This window comes from Pedobacter sp. D749, assembly GCF_019317285.1.
Classification (GTDB): domain Bacteria; phylum Bacteroidota; class Bacteroidia; order Sphingobacteriales; family Sphingobacteriaceae; genus Pedobacter.
The window spans coordinates 5,465,040-5,483,478 of sequence record NZ_CP079218.1 but is presented as its reverse complement, the minus strand read 5'-3'; the positions used below and the strand labels follow the sequence as shown (position 1 = coordinate 5,483,478).

Genomic DNA, 18,439 nt, shown 5'->3' with positions numbered 1-18,439 from the left:
TATTTATTAATTCAATGTAAACCTTAAACTAAAACCGAAATTACTAAATGAGGTATTAAAAGTTTGTGAGGTATAAGGTTTGGTAATATTCGAATCGTAAAATAACTTGACATTAAACTTCTGGTTTAACACATAATCTACACTTGGCCTAAGCGTAATGTTTTTTGCCCCTGAAGAAATCTCAGCTTCGGTAACATCGGCACGGTAAATCACCGTTTTATTATCGCGGATGGCTACATCTAACTTGAAATCCATGTTGTTATCCATTTTCAGGCTCTTAAACCATCCAAATGGGAAACGGAATTTGTTGGTACGGTAACCCAATCCCAAAACCATGTTATTTTCTGATAACTGTGCCAACTGACTGTTTGATAAGCTAAGTCCCAACAAACGTGACCGGTTTAATTCGAAAGAAGCGGTCAGGTTATTTTTAAACCTCGTATCAACGCCAACCAAGGGAGAAAAATATTCTGAAATGGTTACCTGAGCAAACTGGTATTCTGGTAAAAAGTTATTATTTACATCCCTACTACTCACGGCACCATTCGTTTCCTGGTAACGCAATAATGAATTAAAGCCATTAATATTATAGGCCGAACGATAGCCGTGACGGATATCGACAGATGAAAACTTATCGGCAATAAAAGGAATACGTGTCAAACCGCTATAAGTTAGACTCCAGTTTGGAAGCGGTATTTTAGGGAAAGCATTCATTTTCGTTTTATCTGCATCTTTACCTGAATAAGCAGCCATAAAAGCAGAGATAATTACGTCCTGGCTCTCCTTACTGTAACCATCAGCATAACCTCCATTGATGCCTCCCGAATTTGGGTTTTCAGCGCCAAGCCTTCTGGAAATGATCATCCTATTGGCCATAAACTGATTAAATAGTCCTGAAATAATAGTGGAATTACTTTCTTTAAATGCCGTGCCCAAAGCGATGTACGATACGCTATAATCTCCCGTGGTAATTGCACTCAGATTCTCGAACGACGATACGCTGGCCACATACCTAAAATTAGTACTGAAATTTCTTGTCTGTGCTTTATTGGCTTTTAATGTAATCCGTAGATCTTTAAAAGGCTCTAGTAAACCGGTAAATTGAAAATCCTCTCTTAAGGTATTTACATACAATTGGTTCTGTAAAGTATCGGTTGTTAACCAGCCATTATTCAGTGCCATATCTCTGATATCCCGCTGACTACCAAAAGCAAAACCTAAACCTGGTGCTCCTGTCGCATTATCAATACCGAAATACTTCGTGGTTGGCAAATAACCAGGGAGAAAAATACCTTTAGTTTGGACGAAACTGGCATTAACATTTTTTAAACTGGTTAAGATGTTGATGAAAAAGTTCTTCGTTTTACCACCGTCCTGATCATTACCAGCATTTCTGATAAAGCCAAATTTGTTGTACAACGTAGTCAGGTTTAATGTTGGATTAACCTGTACAGTCCTGCTATTTTGTACAGTATTACCCAAATTAATATTTGGATCCAGTAAGGTAGAAAGCGGTTCTGTTTGCCAGTTAAAGTTGGTACCATAACGGGTTTTTACGGTAACCCAGTTTAGCCCTGGTATTTTATCAATTGGCAAATTATAGGTAACGTTTAAATTGTGGTTATAATCGGTTGTGCGCCCTAATCGTTTTAAGTTTTGCCAAACAGTATCGCGTTTCATGCCGTCAATTCTTCCATCCGGTTCGTCAATAATCGAATAATTTGTGGCATTAAAATCTAACTGTAACGAACGGGTAAGGTTCCATGCGATACCATAAACCCGGCTCATGGTAAAGTTTTTATTAAAGGTAGTACCATAACCACTCTGGTAAAGCCCGATGGTATTATTCGGATCGTTATTCCGTAAGGTATTTTCTGAATATAAGCGGTCTACATCAATCCTGAAATTAATCGCACTTGGAAAAATACTGAAATTAAAATCCTTTAATAAGGCCAGCATGTTGGATTTTATGATCTTTTCAAACGGCGCTATCGTTTTCGCTTCTTTACTATAACTGTACTGTAACGATGCCCTATAGGTATTCTGAATACTGCTTTGATTAATGAAATCGCGATGGTTATATTGGGTATAAGCATAACTTGCAGCAAAATTCTCAATATCCCAAAGGTGGACGGGTTTACTGTTATTGGTCCGTTCTTTTCTAACATTGGTAAAGTTTATCCCTCTTCTAACGGTATAATCCTGTGCAAAATTTAAAATCGAATCTTTTTGTTCTTTTGTAGATTGCTCTAAAGCATTTTTAAGCTCGATATCTGGTGTCCTTGGATTGTATTGCGGAGTGGAAACCTGTTTAGAGTAACTCACAAACATCGGGATTTTCACGCCCGATTTTTGCGGCAGAAACTTACCTAATTCCATTGCAGAAGAAACATCAAGCAATACATTATCTGCCCGGTTCCGCTCGCTCACTTTCGAATCGATCGAACCAAAACCGATGGTAGATTTACTTCCGGAAATATTTACATCAGCAAAATCGGCTAATTTTAAGTTCAATCTTCCGGTAGCTGCCCAACCACCTCTTTCATCGAATTCAGTTAATCTTAATTCGTTAAACCAAATCAGCGCATTTTTATCAAGGCCATCATCATTACGTTCATCATTGGCGGCACGGAGCGGATTTTTAACACCCACCATATATACCCTAACTTTGCTCATATCAGGTTGCCCTTTAACGACGATCGTTCTCGTTCCATCGGTATAGGTAAATGGTACATTTGTAGGCCATGGTTGTCCGTTAGCTTGCTTGGCTACGTTACGGGCTAATTTTGCATTTTGAAAAAGCACTAAATCAATATCCATTCTGTTGGCTTCCGGCCAAATGGCATCAGGATCGCTTGTACCAGGATTGGTCACCTTTAACGGAACTACATATTCATAATAATTGTCCTGATTATCGGTTCCGATTCTCAGGAATGCAGCAACATCATTATCATTTAAAATCTGATTATTTACCGCCTCGGCATGAATAAACATTTCTAAATGTTTGTAAGATCTGAAATCGCTATAAGCTGTTTTAAATGCGCCTCTACCATAGCCATCTCTTAACGATTTTACGATAACGGAAAGTGACTGCTCATTTAAACGGGTATCGCCACGATAATTGCTATAGTCACGCTCACGAAGAATACCAGGGGGCGTAACATACGGAATTGGTGAACGTTTTCCATTTTCTTCGATATTCACTGTTGATACTTCAATAGTAGAATTATCAGGCGTAAGTGCAGGCAAAGATGGCTCGATAATTACTTGTGCGGCCTGGTTCAAAGCATTGTACGCTCTCCATTCCCCGCGGATCAATTGTAACTTCGCGAAACGCATAACAGCAGTATCAGCAAAATTGGTCATAAACATTCTAAAGAAACGGATAGATTTAAAATCCTGAATACCACCTACCCGGTCTTGGTATTGGCTAATCGGGATTCTGAATTGATACCACGAAACGGCCTGCGTATTTCCATTGGCCAGTTTTACCTGCGATGTTACTTTATCGGTAATAAAATTCTGTCCAACATTTAAATCTCCCGGGCGCATCGAAACTTTATATTGAAAATACTCATCACTTTGCGTCATGTTATTGTCGCGGTTGATGTCTTCCCCATCGGGCAAAGAAGTGGAAGCAGAATTTTCAAGCCCTAATTCTTCCTGCGATTGCTGCGAAGTTTTAGAGTTCCCTTCAGTTCCATTATATTTTTCGTAACGTTTAAGAATACCCGCATTAATCTGATCTAATGCCGGCCCCCTGAAATAAGTATAATTATCTGATGATGGATCGGCATCAAGAGCAGTTGAAGCTGTTGCATTTAGTTGCGATTTGATCTGAGTGATTGCTGCAGCAAATTTTACTTTTTCATCAGCATCAGATAATCCGTCCAAACCTACATCCTGTGCTCTGCGCGAATTGGCATTATTATCGAAAGCCTGAACAACGGGTTGTAATTTCGGCACGCGCCCCCAGGCAGTTTCATCGTATCTGCCAGGATCGTTTGTTTCCGGTAAACCATTTTCTAATGATTTCCTACCATCTTTAAGAATATCTTCCGAAATATTCCCCAGGTTGAAATAAATATCGCCACCTGCTGAATTCGGCTTATAAATAAACGGATCCATTACCCAAAATTCGATGAAACCGACATTTAAAGCTTCAAAATCGTTTGTTTCGATCTTCCGCTGAAAACCTCCCCAATTATTTCTCGGTTGCAACAAACTTCCGTCTGGCCTAAAATCAGTGGTACGGAAATTATAAGGTCCCCTAACGGTTGGATAGAAGGCCACATCCAAAGTGGTAAGGTTTAAGGCCTGCCCGGTTGCCGTTTCCTTAAAAGGAAAAACCTCTTGCTCAATCACCTCTCTCACATAGTGATTGGAAAGTTCCCCCCGGTTGCCCCTGATATTGGCCGGAGTAGTAGATGCCGCAGAATTATAAAAAGTTGGATCGATATTATAAAATGCAATTCTTGCCCGATTGTAACCATAAGATAAATCATTTGATTTATCAAACTCTGAGAAAAGCTGTGGCGTACCAGACAGTTGCCACGCAATGGCACTCTTTAAATCGATTACCGATCTTGATGCTTCAAAATCATCCAAATAACTTACCCCGTTTTTACTACCGGCAAAATTAAGCGCCCTTGGGTGACCTGGTATCAGTTGAGCAAATTCACCGTAAAACGTTACACTTGATGGTGCTTTAGTTGAAATAAAAGGAAGTTTATCAACCAGTTTTGTTAAAAACCGTGAGGGTGAACTATAGTTAATATCTGCTCCCCAGATGGTATTCGAGATGGGTTCTTCGCCAATGTTTACCTTTTGTGTTAAAGGTTTTTCGGTCAGGTTCATAATCGTACCCCCCAGGTTTAGTTTATTGTTTACACGATAATCTAAACGGGTTCCGAAAAGCGACCGTTGTTGCAGACCGAAGGTTTCACTATTTTCTGTAGTAATTCTAATCGGTTGCCCAGATACCAAAAGTGCCTGGTTGATGATACTTACACGTCCACCCTGATAATCGACCGTAAAATCTACTCCTTCGGTCAGCGGCATTGTTCCTGCAAAAACCTTTACCGATCCTTCGGGAACATTGATGGCATTTAAGCTAAATTCAGAAGAAATATCAGATTGGTAGTTTACCTTGATGGTATACCTGTTCTGGTTTTGAAACAGCTGCCTGGCAATGGTTTGTGTTGAATCGTAAAGCGCGGTAAACGTATATTTGTTGATTAATGCCTGTTCGCTTGGCAAAAACTTTGCAGCCAGATCTTTACCAAATGGTTCAATCACAGGAAAAATAATCCTCCCATTTGCCGGATCGATAGTGATATAACCCGAATTGGTATTGGTAACCAATGAGGTCTGCCCATTGCTGCCCGTACCGAACATACTGGCCTGGTTGGCATTGCTTGCCGTAGAATAAGATCCAAAAGCATTGTTTGCAGCCACGAAATCGAAAACCCCATCTGGTCTCCGCTCATTCTGCTGATTTAAACGATCGAATTCGGTTAGGGCAATCCACTGTTTATTAGCCGTATTCTGACCCTCGGTCATTACCGGATTATCAACACCTGTTTCGTTATCGATACGATAAATATCCAATTTAAAATTCTGACTGCTGATCTGATATCCGCCTATAGAATAAATATTTTTCATCATCAGATCCCATGTTGGCAGCTGAATCTTAGTGGTTTCGTTCTTTAGCAATTTGGCATAAAGCACTTTTGGATTAGCCGCATCAAAAGAAACATCGGTAGAAAACTCACCCACCTGATACTCCACCCCGTTATAGGTATAGCGATAGGCAACTGCTAAAACCTCATCGGCATTTAGCGGATTGTTTAACGATAAATAACCCAGTTGTGGCTGAAAAGTGAATTCACGGTCAGTTAACTTCCTTGCATAAACCAATTTAGCAAAATTATCGGTATTGCTACTATTCGCTGGCGTGTTTTGGAAGAAAGAAAGGACGGCATTAGAATTTGTCTGCCTGATAGCACCACCCTGATAAGCATTTAATTGCGAGATTAAGTTGTTTGATTGCTGTGGGAAACCAGTAGCAGTAGTTCCTGCCGGCAGACCAGAAGTACCTCCGGTAATTAAATTATTGTTAAAAGGAATGTTTTCGCCTAAATCCATCAAACCCAATACATCTCTGGAGTCGGTGGTATTTCCTGCTTTATTGGTAATCCAAACTTCAATTTTGGTAATCTGGATCGGAGAGGTAATGATAGGTGCGTTAGCCAGGTTTTTGTTATAGTTATTTCTAAAATATTGCGACAGGAAATAGTGTTTATTGGCTTCGTAGCTATCGATATTTACCGTAGTGGTATTTTGCTGTGCCCCATTGGTAATTTTAATCTCTCTGGATTGTGATTTTTGTTGGGTATAAACACTCGTTACGTTTAAACGCCCGAATTTTAGTTGTGTTTTTATCCCAAAAAGCGCCTGTGTTCCAGTAATCAATGAGGTATTTAAAGGCAAACTCACGTTACCGGCTTCTATTTTTTGAATAATATCATCTACACCGCCTGTATAATCCAGTTTGATTTGGTTTTCAAAATCAAACTGCGCTTCTGTATTATAGTTGCTTTTTATTTTTAGCTTGGTGCCAATATTTCCAACCAGGTCCATCTGGATCCTTTGGTTAAAATCGAAATTGGTTTGTACCCTTTGTCTTTCGTTAAAAAGCGGGTTTTCATTTTTATTTACCCTGCCTAAAAAAGTAAGCTCGGCCTCACCGCGCGGCTGAATATCAATCGTTGTGCCTCCAAAAAGTTTTTCAAAAGCTTTACTGTTTACTTGGATCTGCGGAATAATGCCGGTGCTTCTGTAGTCGCTCACTTCAGCATTAGAAATGCTACGCCAGTTACCTCTTTTTATTTCACTGTTTACCAGCCTTTGGTACTCATCAATGGTAAGGTATTGGGTGTTTAGAACGAAGTTTTCGCCAATGAGTTCTTTAACAACATAACGCCTGTTTTTTGCATCGTATTCTACAACACGCTTTAAATTACTAGGGGAAGGATAAAATGGATTAACTGCCGGACTAAGCCCTAAACGTTCTTTTTCCCGTAGACTAAAATTATTTTTTGGGGTAATAGTATCCGTTTTGCTTGGAACAACTTGAGCATAAGTGGTTTGAGAAGCAATTAAAAAAAGAGGAATGAGAAACAGAAATGTAGATATTCTATTCAAAGGCGTTAAATCTATAAAGTTTTCAAAGCTTGTTTAATTAGTTGCTCTACCGAAAGACTTCCCTCTGTCACTCTTAATATCTGATCTATGGTTTTTTCGGCGGTTTGTTTGGCGAATCCGAGCATTACCAGTGCTGATAACGCTTCATCTTTAACAGTATTGTGCTGAGGCATAGAAATTAATGAGTCAACACCTTCTTTTTTTAACTTATCCTGCAGTTCTAAAACCAGGCGTTGTGCGGTTTTTGCACCTAGACCCTTAATCCGCTGTATGAGTGGCAAATCTGCCTTAACAATTGCAGTTTGAATCTCAACGGGGGTAATGGAGGATAAAATCATCCTGCCTGTATTTGGTCCGATACCCGATACCGAAATTAAATGTAAAAATAAACGGCGTTCGCCTTCATCAGCGAAGCCGTATAGTGTATGTGCATCTTCTTTTACATGCAGCCAGGTATATAATTTACACCTTTCTGCATCGCCTAAAGCGCTGTATGTATTTAATGAAATGTTTATATGATAGCCTATACCTCCGGCTTCAACCACAACATAGGCTGGGTTTTTAAATGTCAATCTACCATCAATATAGGCGTACATGTAATATTACTTTTTAGTTGTTTTCCCAAATATACCTTTTCGTTTCGATGTTGCAATTTCTTCTTTTGCCTGCACATCTACAACAGCTATGGTAACCATATTAACGATTTCACGTACAGAACTGCCTAATTGAACAATATGAACAGGTTTATTCAATCCTAACAGGATCGGACCCACTGCTTCGGCACCGCCAAGCTCTTGTAACAATTTGTATGCAATGTTTCCCGACTCCAGATTTGGAAACACTAAAGTGTTGGCCGGGGCATCTGCCAGAGTGCTAAATGGAAAATTATCTTGCAACAGTTCGTTGTTGATGGCAAAGTTTCCCTGCATTTCTCCATCTACCACAATTTCAGGGTGATTTTGGTGAAGAAGCCTTACCGTTTCCCTTACTTTGTTTGGAGTTATCCCATCATTAGAACCAAAGTTTGAATATGATAATAAGGCAATACGCGGTTTGATGTTAAACTGTTTAACAGATTTATCAATCAACAGCGTAATATCAACCAACTCTTCTGCAGTCGGATCTACATTTACAGTGGTATCGCCAAAGAAAACAGGACCTTTTTTGGTCATCATCATGTACATACCTGCAACGCGCTTAACGCCTGGTTCTACACCGATTACCTGCAGGGCAGGTTTAATAGTAGCACCATAATTTTTGGTCAGACCCGAAATCATGGCATCGGCCTCGCCAAATTCAACCATCGAAGCACCATAATAGTTACGGTCTCTCAATAGTTTTGTAGCATCGCGCATCGAAGAAACTCCCTTACGTTGGCGTTTTTTGAAAAGTGCTTCTGCGTATTGCTGAGTTTTTTCAGGATTCTGCATCTGATCGATGATTTCTACTCCCGCAAGCTCGAGCGCATGCTCATCAATAATGGCTTGTATCTTCTCTTTATTCCCCAAAAGAATGGGAATGGCGATATTTTCATCTTTTACAATCTGGGCAGCTTTTAAAATTTTATAGTTATCAGCTTCTGCAAACACCACCCGTTTTGGATCCATCTTCGCTTTGGTAGTTACCGCCCTCATGATGGCATCATCCAAACCTAAACGTTTCCTTAATTCTTCATTGTAGGCATCCCAATCGGTAATAATTTTTCTGGCTACGCCACTTTCAATTGCAGCTTTTGCTACTGCAGTTGATACTTCAGTAATTAACCTGAAATCAACAGGTTTTGGGATGATATAATCACGTCCAAATTTCAAATTACGTGCATTATAGGCCAGGTTAACGGCTTCGGGAACCGATTTTTTGGCCAGTTCGGCAATTGCCCTTACCGCAGCAATTTTCATGGCTTCATTAATACTGGTTGCCCTAACATCAAGCGCTCCACGGAAAATATAAGGAAAACCCAATACATTATTCACCTGGTTCGGATAATCAGAACGACCTGTAGCCATGATCAGATCTTTACGGGTTTTAATTGCCACTTCATAGGCAATTTCAGGATTTGGATTCGCCATCGCGAAAACAATTGGGTTTTTAGCCATTCCCACCAACATATCCGGAGAAATAACATTTGCTGCTGAAAGTCCTATAAAAACATCAGCCCCTTTCATAGCCTCTCCAATATTAGAAATACCTTTCCTGGTGGTCGCAAAGCTCATGCGGATATCATCCAGATCAGTACGGTGAATATCAATTAATCCATTGATATCGAACATCACCAAATTCTCTTTTTTAACCCCTAAACTCAGGTACATTTTAGAGCAGGAAACTGCAGCAGCACCAGCGCCACTTACCACAACCTGGATTTTATCTATTTTCTTTTTTTGAATTTCGCAGGCATTTAATAATGCTGCTCCAGAAATAATGGCTGTTCCATGCTGATCATCATGCATTACAGGAATATTCATCTCCTGTTTTAAACGGCGCTCAATCTCAAAACACTCCGGGGCCTTAATATCTTCCAGATTAATCCCTCCAAAAGTTGGCTCCAAAGCTTTAACGATTTTTACAAAATCATCTACATTTTCGGTATCCAGCTCCAAATCAAATACATCGATGTCGGAGAAGATTTTAAATAGAAGGCCTTTGCCTTCCATTACCGGTTTACCTGCTTCAGGGCCGATGTTGCCCAGCCCCAAAACGGCTGTTCCATTACTGATTACTGCAACTAAATTACCTTTAGCGGTATATTTGTAAACATCCTCTTTATTGTTTGCTATTTTTAAACAAGGCTCTGCAACTCCTGGAGAGTATGCCAGGGTTAAATCCCTTTGCGATGTTGTTGGTTTAGTAGGTACTACTTGTATCTTTCCGGGACGGCCCTGCGAGTGGTAATCCAACGCATCTTGCTTTCTATTCGTATTACTCATTAAGTAACTTATTAGTGACGCCGCAAAGGTACAATTCTTTTTATGAGGCTTAAAATAAAAAGCTGTTCATAAATTAAACCAGATGCGAAACTAATCTGCCGGTAACGCCAAATAGATTAAACCAATTGTTACCAGACAATTTCGGAATACTTGATCAAAGAAATACCATGGTTCAGTTTAAGGTATTATCCCTTGCTAATTTTCAGAATCATCCCAACTTGCAACCCTGCTTTTGATAAACGGTTGTCTCTTCTGATGCTTTGAACGGTTGCACCCTCAAATTTCTCTGCAATTTCAGACAGGGTATCGCCGGTTTTAACCTTGTAACTTAAAAACGATGATGGTACTTTTAATGGTGTACGATTTTTGGCGTAGATCTTTAATCTTTGTCCTGGCACCAGCGTTTTGCTTTTTAAACCGTTCCAAACCCTTAAGTCCTGTACTTCTACACCGTATTTGTCGGCAACAGTTGTTAAGCTTTGTCCTGAGGTAACTTTATGATACACCACAGCAGATGTAGCTACATTTCTAGTTTTTTTCTTTCTTAAATCTCTTACATCGTCGGTACTGGCAGCTACCACTTTCATGTTTACATCCACTTCCTGATTGTTTAGCACATCATAAATACCAGCGTAGTCGATATCCCTTAACTTGGGCATTACAATACGCTTTGGCTCATCATCTGTACCATTTACAATCTTTTTCTTGTAGGATGGATTTAAGGCTATAATCGCCGTCTCATCAATATTCAACACTTTTGCAAGTGTAGATAGCGAAACAAAACGGGTAGTTTGAACGGTATCAGTTTTTAAGAACATGTTCGAAGCCTGTGCCGTAATCTGATGTTTGTGGGAATAGTTCATCACATAAACCGCAGCAATAAATGCCGGCACATAGTTTCTGGTTTCCTTAGGCAAAAACTGCCTGATTACCCAAAAATCTCTTGATCCCGCTTTTTCAATAGCACGATTAACGTTCCCTTTTCCGCAATTATAGGCTGCAATGGCCAACAGCCAATCGCCAAGTTCTTCAAAAGCATCTCTAAAATAAGCTGCTGCAGCATAACTGGCCTGGATCGGATCTTTGCGTTCATCTACGAAATTATCCATCTTAAGCCCATAGGCCTTGCCGGTACCAAACATAAACTGCCAGATACCCGTTGCCCCTACTCTCGAAATCGCATGCGGATTCATCTGCGATTCGACGATAGTTAAATATTTTATTTCCTGCGGAATGTTATAGTCTTTTAAAGCCTTATCAAAAATCGGGAAGTAATAGCTTGATAAGCCGATCATTTTACCGAACATATCTTTACGCTTGGCGTAAATATCGATGTACTGCTGAACGTATTCGTTGTATGGAAGGGGTACCGTTTTAGCGATAGAATCTAGCCTGAGCTTATAGATAAAGTTCTGCCCCATGGTTAATGGGTTTTCAGAAACAAGCGGTACAGCTACAGTATCGGTATTGATAAAGATGTTGTTATGAATCTTAGGAAGACTATCCAGTTTGAGTGTTTGTTGCGCAGACGAGGAAGAAACGTATCCTAAACAAGCACAAATTGAAGCAAAAAGTAATTTTTTAATCATGGGCTATTGGTTCAAATTTTCATTAACCGTGGTTTGTGTCCTCACAAACCTTTATACAGATTCCTTTTTCTTTCCATATCAAGGGAAAGCTAAGGACCTGTGAACCTTCCAGACGACGCCTGAAAAACAGTTAATAAAATGCCATTGCCATACTTACTATAATGCCTTTTGCATTAAAATTGCTTCGTACCTTGCAATGACGATAAAACTATGATAAAAATGCCTGAGAAAAAGCCAGAAGCTTATCTTCCTCAAAATGTTTGGCTGTAAATTGTATACTTAACGGTAAACCTGCCTCATTATTGCCTATTGGCAAAGCAATTGCCGGATTTCCGCTTAAAGAAGGCAATACGGTAAAAATATCGGCCATGTACATCACAATTGCGTCCTGAACATGATCACCAATTTTAAAAGCTGCTGTTGGCGCCACAGGAGACAGAATAAAATCGTAATCCTGAAACAGAAGATCCATTTTTTCTCTAATCAATCGACGAACCTGTTGTGCTTTTTGATAATATGCATCGTAATATCCTGCACTTAAAACAAAAGTACCCAAAAGGATGCGGCGTTTTACTTCTTCACCAAAACCTTCCGCGCGGGATAATTTATAAAGTTCATTCAGGGATTTCGCTTCCATATTACGATGTCCGTAATGAACACCATCATAACGCGAAAGGTTGGAAGAAGCTTCGGCCGTTGTTAAAATATAATAGGCAGGAACCAGATAATCCAACAGATCAAAAGAAACATACTCAACAGAGTGCCCATCAGCCTTAAGCTGTTCGATTGATTTTAAAATAGCAGATTTGATTTCGGGATTAAGGGCTTCGCTCTCAATAGTTTCCTTTAACACTGCTATTTTTTGTTTTTTACGCTCATTCAAATGAGCAGGATAATCGGGTACTGCAACAGGAGAAACGGTAGAATCATAATCGTCAGCACCAGCCAAAACCTGTAAGAGCAAAGCAGCATCCTCTACTGAAGATGTAATGGGACCAACCTGATCGAAAGAGGAAGCATAAGCAATCACACCATACCTTGAAATACGTCCGTAGGTTGGTTTAAGTCCAATTTGTCCGCAAAAAGCAGCCGGTTGTCTTACCGAACCACCAGTATCGGTACCCAGGGCAGACAAACACATATCGGCCTGAACGGCAACAGCAGAGCCGCCTGAAGATCCACCCGGAACAAGTTCTGGATTTGCCGCATTTTTAGCAACCCCATAATATGATGTTTCATTGGAGCCACCCATAGCGAATTCATCACAGTTTAAACGGCCGATAATAACGGCATCTTCCTGTAACAAACGTTGCACAACTGTAGAAGAATATGGAGATACAAAGCCTTCGAGCATCTTTGATGATGCAGTAACGATATGGCCTTCATAACAGATATTATCTTTAATACCAATTACCATCCCTGCAAGTTTACCCGCAGTACCATCTTCTATTTTCTGCTGTATCGCTTTCGCCTGAACTTCGGCCGATAAAAAAAACACCTCATTAAATGCATTGAGGTGTTCATTTTGTTCAATTTGCTTAAAATAATAAGCCAATAAATCGGGTAAAGTTAATTGCTTTTGCGAAATGAGTGTTTGAATCTCCTTAAGAGAGCTGTACTTCTTCAAAACTAAAAATTATTGCAATTAAACAGTTTTATCACGGTTAGACGGATCTACTTGCTCGCCATCAACGCCATCTTTACCATCTTTAAATTCTTTAACACCTTTACCTAAACCTCTCATCAGTTCAGGAATTTTTTTACCACCAAATAATAACAATACCACTACCGCAATAATGATAATTTCTGGTGTTCCAAGCATTGCTGCTATTGTTGTATTTAACATAACCTTTTTGTTTAAACTTTTTCTTTGTCAGTTATAATTTTTTCGTCCGTAGGCTTTGCCAAATCGATATGTGGCACACTTGACTCAACCTTTTCATCAACAGGCGATTCCTCTGTTGGGTGATGACGTTGACTATGGGTATTTACAGCTGTTTCTTCCGCTTCTTCTTTATCTAAGTCCATAGCATTAATATTTCTGTGAATTTCACGCTTCACACCATCAGAGGCATCTTTAAATTCTCTGATCCCTTTCCCTAATCCCCTTGCAAGTTCAGGTAATTTTTTACCTCCGAACAACAATAGAACTACCACTAAAATGAGTACGATCTCCGATCCACCCATGTTTAAAAACTCTAATAACGTGCCTTGATACATCACTAATATAATTTATACAAATATAGACATTTTAACTTGTCTTAAGTTTATTTACTAATCCAGGCTTCAGGGTTTAACGCTGCCTGTCCCCTTCTGATCTGAAACTTCAGAACCGCATCATCACCAGTATTGGCAACAACCCCAATGGTTTGTTTGGTATCGACAGAATTACCTACACTCACGCTAACCGATCTCAGGTTCTGATATACTGTAAAGTATTCACCGTGGTTGATTAAAACCACCGTTCTACCCATCATTACCTGAACTGCAGCAACCTTACCTGCAAACACAGCCCTAACCGGCGCCCCATCGGTAGTAGTAATGTCTACCCCATCATTGGTATAACTTGCCTGGTCTATTTTATGCATACCGAACCTTTCTGTTATTGTTCCTGTAGCTACAGGCCAAGGTAACCTTCCCCTGTTATTTTCAAACCCTGCCGACAATCTCGCTGCCTCTGGTGTTGCGGTTAGCAATTCTCCGGTCGATTTCGCTTTGGCTGCAGGTGCAGCCGGAGCAGTTGGTACAGGTTTGTTTTCAGCCTTGGCTTTGGCTGCAGCAATCCGTGCTTCTTCAGCCGCTTTTCTTCTTGCCTCTTCGGCAGCCTTTCTTCTCGCTTCTTCAATAGCCCGCTGGATTGCAGCGCTAATGGCCCTGTCTATCTGCGCCTGTTGTTTTTTACGGCTGGTAATGTCCTGTTTAAACTGTTTTTCGTCCTTGCTCAGTTTATTTAATTCTACTGATTGCTTACTTTTATCTTTGCTTAAACGCTCACGCTCTCTTTCCTGTTCCTTCAATAAATCACTTTTTTCTCTAAGTGTTTTGTCCAGCACTTTAATCTTTCCGTTCAGGTCCTGCTGTGTATTTTCAATGTATCCAGCCTGTTTTTTACGGTATTGACTAAACTGTTGTAAATATTTGATCCGTTTATATGCCTGGTTAAAATCCTTAGCTGCAAAAATGAACATCATTTTATCGTACGAATTTCTGTTGCGCTGGGCAAATCGGATCATGCCTGCATACTCTTTTTTAAGATCGCCTAACTGACCTTGTAATGTATGTACGGTATTTGTGTTCTGAGAGATTTGGTTATCCAGATTTTTTATTTCAGAGTTAATGGTACCAATTTTATCCTGGCGCAACCTAATCTGGGCATTTATGGTATTAATCTGCTGTATAGTAAGCTTTTTACCATTGGCAGTTTTATTTAAATTCTTCTGAAGCTGTTCGATTTCGCGTTGTATAGCTTCTTTTTTCCTTCTGAGCTGGCTTTCAGTTTGTGCAACTGCCGAAAGAGTTAGCACGCTTAAAAAAAGGATAAATAGGAGTTTTTGTAGCTTCATTAAGCCAAAAGTATAAAAATTTTACAGTAAAAAGTATTTAAAATTGAGATACTAAGGTCATAATCACTTATTACAGAACCGTCTTCACTTAATCTTCATATAATGCAAAGATTGCCAAACAGACTATTGCGATGCAGCAGATCTATTTGGCAAACCATGATATTTAACTGTAATTGAAGGGCTATTTTACAACCTTAAATCTCTTTGGTACATTAAACGGAAAATCGACAGGAACATTGCCATCAATTTTCACAAATTGAAGGTCGATATTTATTTTTTTTGCTTTAGATAGCGTTTTGATCTGCAAGGCACTAGGAAATAAAGATTCATTTAACTTCTGATAATCGGAATAGGTAACTTTTAATGCCTGTCCGTTTCTAACGTCATTTAAGTTCGTTTCCGATACCTTGAAAAGTGTATTAAAAAGCAGTTTGTAATCTAACTCCGATTTACTTCCAGAAACAACCCAAACACCATTTTCCTGCTTAACATCCGATTGTGCGGTTAAAAACTCACCCATCGCGTTGCCCGTTAAAATAGACTGGAGCGTATTAAAATTCACCTGTTTGTTAGTGAAATTGTAAATATAACTAAACGGCTTTTTGAGGTATTCGCTTTTTATCCGGTTCATGATCTTGATGCTATCAGGCGTAATCAAAGCCCTTGCCACCTCTGCCATTCCACCCAAGGCCGTAATGCTTACCCAAATGGTTTCCTTGTCTTTCATTTTGAAATTCATGGTAACGTCATTTGCATCGCCGGCAATATCTAAAGTTGCTTTTGCTTTTAAAGAAAGAGTATTAAACTTAAGTTGTTTGCTGTTTAATAAGGTTAAGGCTTCTGCTTTAGAATTATCTGTTTTGGTTTCCGTTTTGGTGGGAGGAGCCACCACAATTTCTTTTTTAGGTTTACATGCCGAAACAAAAATTACAGCTCCTAACAGGACTGCACTATTTAAAATATTTCTTTTCATTTATCTTTTTAATTAATACTTCTGATCCGTTTCCGGCCTCTTTTGCTTTTTGCCATTGGATGAATGCAGCATCCTTTTCACCTTTCATAAAAAGTATATCGCCATATCGCTCCAGGTAAACACCATTTTTACTGCTATTGTTTTGCAAAGCCTTTTCAATCCAGGTTTTTGCCAGGTCGTACTTTTGCTGCTTAAACAGAATGAAGGCATAAGTATCTGCAATTGAGGGATTATTAGGCATTGCATTGGCAGCTGTTTCCGCATATTTCGATGCTTTTGTTAGCTCATCATTTCTTAACGCCAGATAGAAGGCGTAGTTATTCATAATGAGGTAATTATCGGGCTCCAATGATATTGCTTTTTCGAAAGCTGTTTTAGCCAGGGGAAAATTATTCTGATTAATGTAGATATCGCCCTGAAGTGCATAAATTTGCGCCTGCAGGCTTTTGTTCTCCACATCCAGCTGTAAGGACGTTTTCAAATGGTTTTGAGCAGGCTCATATTTACCGGTTTTAAACAGCGCATAAGCCATATAATAATATAAACTGGCCTGATTGGGATAAATGCTTAAGGCCTCATCGCCAACTTTTATCGCTTCCACATATTGCCCTAGCAGGGTTTGAATATTGATTACCTGTTCCCAAACGACATAAATCTGTTCGTTAAGTTTTAAAGCAGCCTGATATTGAGCCAATGCTTCTTTCAGGTTATTCTGCTGATAAAGCACATCGCCATAAAGCGCCAATGCCTTTGCTTCAGCGGGATTTTTTTCGGCTACCAGTTTACTCAGTTCAGTTACATTTTTGGCTACAAGGGCCTGGTTAAGATTAGGAAAAAGTGCAGCGATGATCTTCAATTTTTCGCTGAGCGGCATTTCACTGCTTTCAAATGCCAATTTTAAGGAAGAAAATGCTGCCTGGTCATTTTTCTGCTTGCGGTAAATGTCGGCCAAAGCCAGGTTAATCTCAAAATTATTGGGTTCCAACTGCTGTGCTTTGGTTAACACCTTTAATGCTTCCTGATCATTCCCCTTCTGCAAAAGCAAGCCTGCAGCATATAAATAGTTCTTTACATCGGCCTGGTTGCCTTCCAATAATTTTACAATATCACTTTCTGTGGCATTTCCATTTGCCTGAAAGCGTTTTCTGGCATTCGTCAGATCTCTTGAATCACCGAATTTAACCTGTATTTCATCATAAGTCTTTTTTGCTGCATCTAACTGATTAGCTAAAAACTGCGCATTGGCTTTGTCAAAATAATAGGCATCGTTTTCGGGATCGAGACGGATCAACTGGTTAAATACCCCGATCAGTTCGGGCATTTTATTGGTGCGTTTATAGATCTCTCCAAGTAAACGCCAGTACCACAAATTACCAGTATTTATTTTAATTGCCTGTTTGATGTGCTCTTCAGCTTCCGGGAGTTTATCTAAACGCAGGTCTGCATTGGCCAGTTCAAAATAGGCAGCATGGTTAGTAGGGTCCAACCCAATAATTTTATTAAAATTGGTAGCAGCAACGACATAATTTTCAGACATTTTCTCCCGCAAACCTGCAAAAAACAATTGCTTTACCATATTGCTGTCGCGATTGGCAACCGGCATAACCGTTCCCTGCCCAAAAGACTGGAAGCTCACTAAAGTAGCTGCAACAAGAAAATGTACTTTGTATTTCATCTCATTTATCAATCCAAATAATTTGCTTTTGACTCAGGAATTTTGTGACTTAAGACTGTGGACTATTTCCCTGTATGTCCGTAACCGCCTTCGCCGCGTGCCGTTTCGCCCAGAGTTGTAACCGGCTGCCAGCTTACAGTTTCGTGTTTGGCCACTACCATTTGGGCAATCCTATCGCCGTCAACAATTTTAAAATCTGTATCTGATAAATTTACCAATAAAACTTTTATTTCGCCACGGTAATCGGCATCAATTGTGCCTGGTGAATTTACAATGCTAATACCGTGCTTATAGGCCAGGCCACTTCTTGGTCTGATCTGCGCCTCATAACCAATTGGCAATTCAATAAACAAACCCGTTGGCACCAATAGGCGCTGTAAAGGCTTAAGTATTATATCTTCTGTGATGGCTGCCCTTAAATCCATTCCTGCCGCATGTGCAGTTTCATATTGTGGAAGAGGATGTTCGGATGTATTGATGATTTTTATTTCCATTTTATTAGATGTGAG

Annotated in this window: 11 protein-coding genes; all 11 read right to left on the bottom strand. The window is 39.7% G+C overall.

Annotated features, from left to right (window positions below):
* Window positions 1-6: 6 nt before the first annotated feature.
* The gene (gene sprA / locus KYH19_RS22560) at window positions 7-7,206 is read right to left on the bottom strand and encodes a cell surface protein SprA (protein ID WP_219076877.1); all 7,200 of its coding nucleotides are present in this window, start codon (window positions 7,204-7,206) and stop codon (window positions 7-9) included.
* Window positions 7,207-7,217: 11 nt separating this feature from the next.
* Window positions 7,218-7,802, bottom strand: a complete 585-nt coding sequence (gene ruvA / locus KYH19_RS22555; protein ID WP_219076876.1) for a Holliday junction branch migration protein RuvA — start codon at window positions 7,800-7,802, stop codon at window positions 7,218-7,220.
* A gap of 6 nt (window positions 7,803-7,808) precedes the next feature.
* Window positions 7,809-10,130: an NADP-dependent malic enzyme gene (locus tag KYH19_RS22550; RefSeq protein WP_132398033.1), complete on the bottom strand. Its 2,322-nt coding sequence runs from the start codon at window positions 10,128-10,130 to the stop codon at window positions 7,809-7,811.
* A gap of 185 nt (window positions 10,131-10,315) precedes the next feature.
* Window positions 10,316-11,719: a lytic transglycosylase domain-containing protein gene (locus tag KYH19_RS22545; RefSeq protein ID WP_219076875.1), complete on the bottom strand. Its 1,404-nt coding sequence runs from the start codon at window positions 11,717-11,719 to the stop codon at window positions 10,316-10,318.
* Between the two features lie 208 nt (window positions 11,720-11,927).
* The gene (gene gatA / locus KYH19_RS22540) at window positions 11,928-13,346 is read right to left on the bottom strand and encodes an Asp-tRNA(Asn)/Glu-tRNA(Gln) amidotransferase subunit GatA (RefSeq protein ID WP_219076874.1); all 1,419 of its coding nucleotides are present in this window, start codon (window positions 13,344-13,346) and stop codon (window positions 11,928-11,930) included.
* A gap of 18 nt (window positions 13,347-13,364) precedes the next feature.
* Window positions 13,365-13,565, bottom strand: coding sequence for a twin-arginine translocase TatA/TatE family subunit (locus KYH19_RS22535; protein WP_029287719.1), 201 nt, complete (start codon window positions 13,563-13,565; stop codon window positions 13,365-13,367).
* Window positions 13,566-13,576: 11 nt separating this feature from the next.
* Window positions 13,577-13,939: a twin-arginine translocase TatA/TatE family subunit gene (locus KYH19_RS22530; protein ID WP_219076873.1), complete on the bottom strand. Its 363-nt coding sequence runs from the start codon at window positions 13,937-13,939 to the stop codon at window positions 13,577-13,579.
* A gap of 47 nt (window positions 13,940-13,986) precedes the next feature.
* On the bottom strand, window positions 13,987-15,282 hold the full coding sequence (locus tag KYH19_RS22525) for a murein hydrolase activator EnvC (RefSeq protein WP_219076872.1): 1,296 nt from the start codon (window positions 15,280-15,282) through the stop codon (window positions 13,987-13,989).
* 181 nt (window positions 15,283-15,463) lie between these two features.
* Entirely contained in the window at window positions 15,464-16,255 is a 792-nt protein-coding gene (locus KYH19_RS22520) for a DUF4292 domain-containing protein (RefSeq protein WP_132398023.1), read from the bottom strand.
* Complete coding sequence (locus tag KYH19_RS22515; protein ID WP_219076871.1) at window positions 16,233-17,930, bottom strand: tetratricopeptide repeat protein; 1,698 nt, start codon at window positions 17,928-17,930, stop codon at window positions 16,233-16,235. Before KYH19_RS22515 ends, KYH19_RS22520 begins: the two co-directional genes overlap by 23 nt.
* A 62-nt stretch (window positions 17,931-17,992) precedes the next feature.
* Window positions 17,993-18,424 carry a dUTP diphosphatase gene (gene dut / locus KYH19_RS22510; RefSeq protein ID WP_219076870.1) on the bottom strand — a complete coding sequence of 144 codons (432 nt, stop codon included), beginning with the start codon at window positions 18,422-18,424 and terminating at the stop codon, window positions 17,993-17,995.
* Window positions 18,425-18,439 lie beyond the last annotated feature (15 nt).

Bases quoted from the DNA above. Each gene is read 5' to 3' on its own strand.
- ruvA (WP_219076876.1), bottom strand. From the start codon at position 7,802: ATGTACGCCTATATTGATGGTAGATTGACATTTAAAAACCCAGCCTAT.
- KYH19_RS22550 (WP_132398033.1), bottom strand. From the start codon at position 10,130: ATGAGTAATACGAATAGAAAGCAAGATGCGTTGGATTACCACTCGCAG.
- KYH19_RS22545 (WP_219076875.1), bottom strand. From the start codon at position 11,719: ATGATTAAAAAATTACTTTTTGCTTCAATTTGTGCTTGTTTAGGATAC.
- KYH19_RS22535 (WP_029287719.1), bottom strand. From the start codon at position 13,565: ATGTTAAATACAACAATAGCAGCAATGCTTGGAACACCAGAAATTATC.
- KYH19_RS22530 (WP_219076873.1), bottom strand. From the start codon at position 13,939: ATGTATCAAGGCACGTTATTAGAGTTTTTAAACATGGGTGGATCGGAG.
- KYH19_RS22525 (WP_219076872.1), bottom strand. From the start codon at position 15,282: ATGAAGCTACAAAAACTCCTATTTATCCTTTTTTTAAGCGTGCTAACT.
- KYH19_RS22520 (WP_132398023.1), bottom strand. From the start codon at position 16,255: ATGAAAAGAAATATTTTAAATAGTGCAGTCCTGTTAGGAGCTGTAATT.
- KYH19_RS22515 (WP_219076871.1), bottom strand. From the start codon at position 17,930: ATGAAATACAAAGTACATTTTCTTGTTGCAGCTACTTTAGTGAGCTTC.
- dut (WP_219076870.1), bottom strand. From the start codon at position 18,424: ATGGAAATAAAAATCATCAATACATCCGAACATCCTCTTCCACAATAT.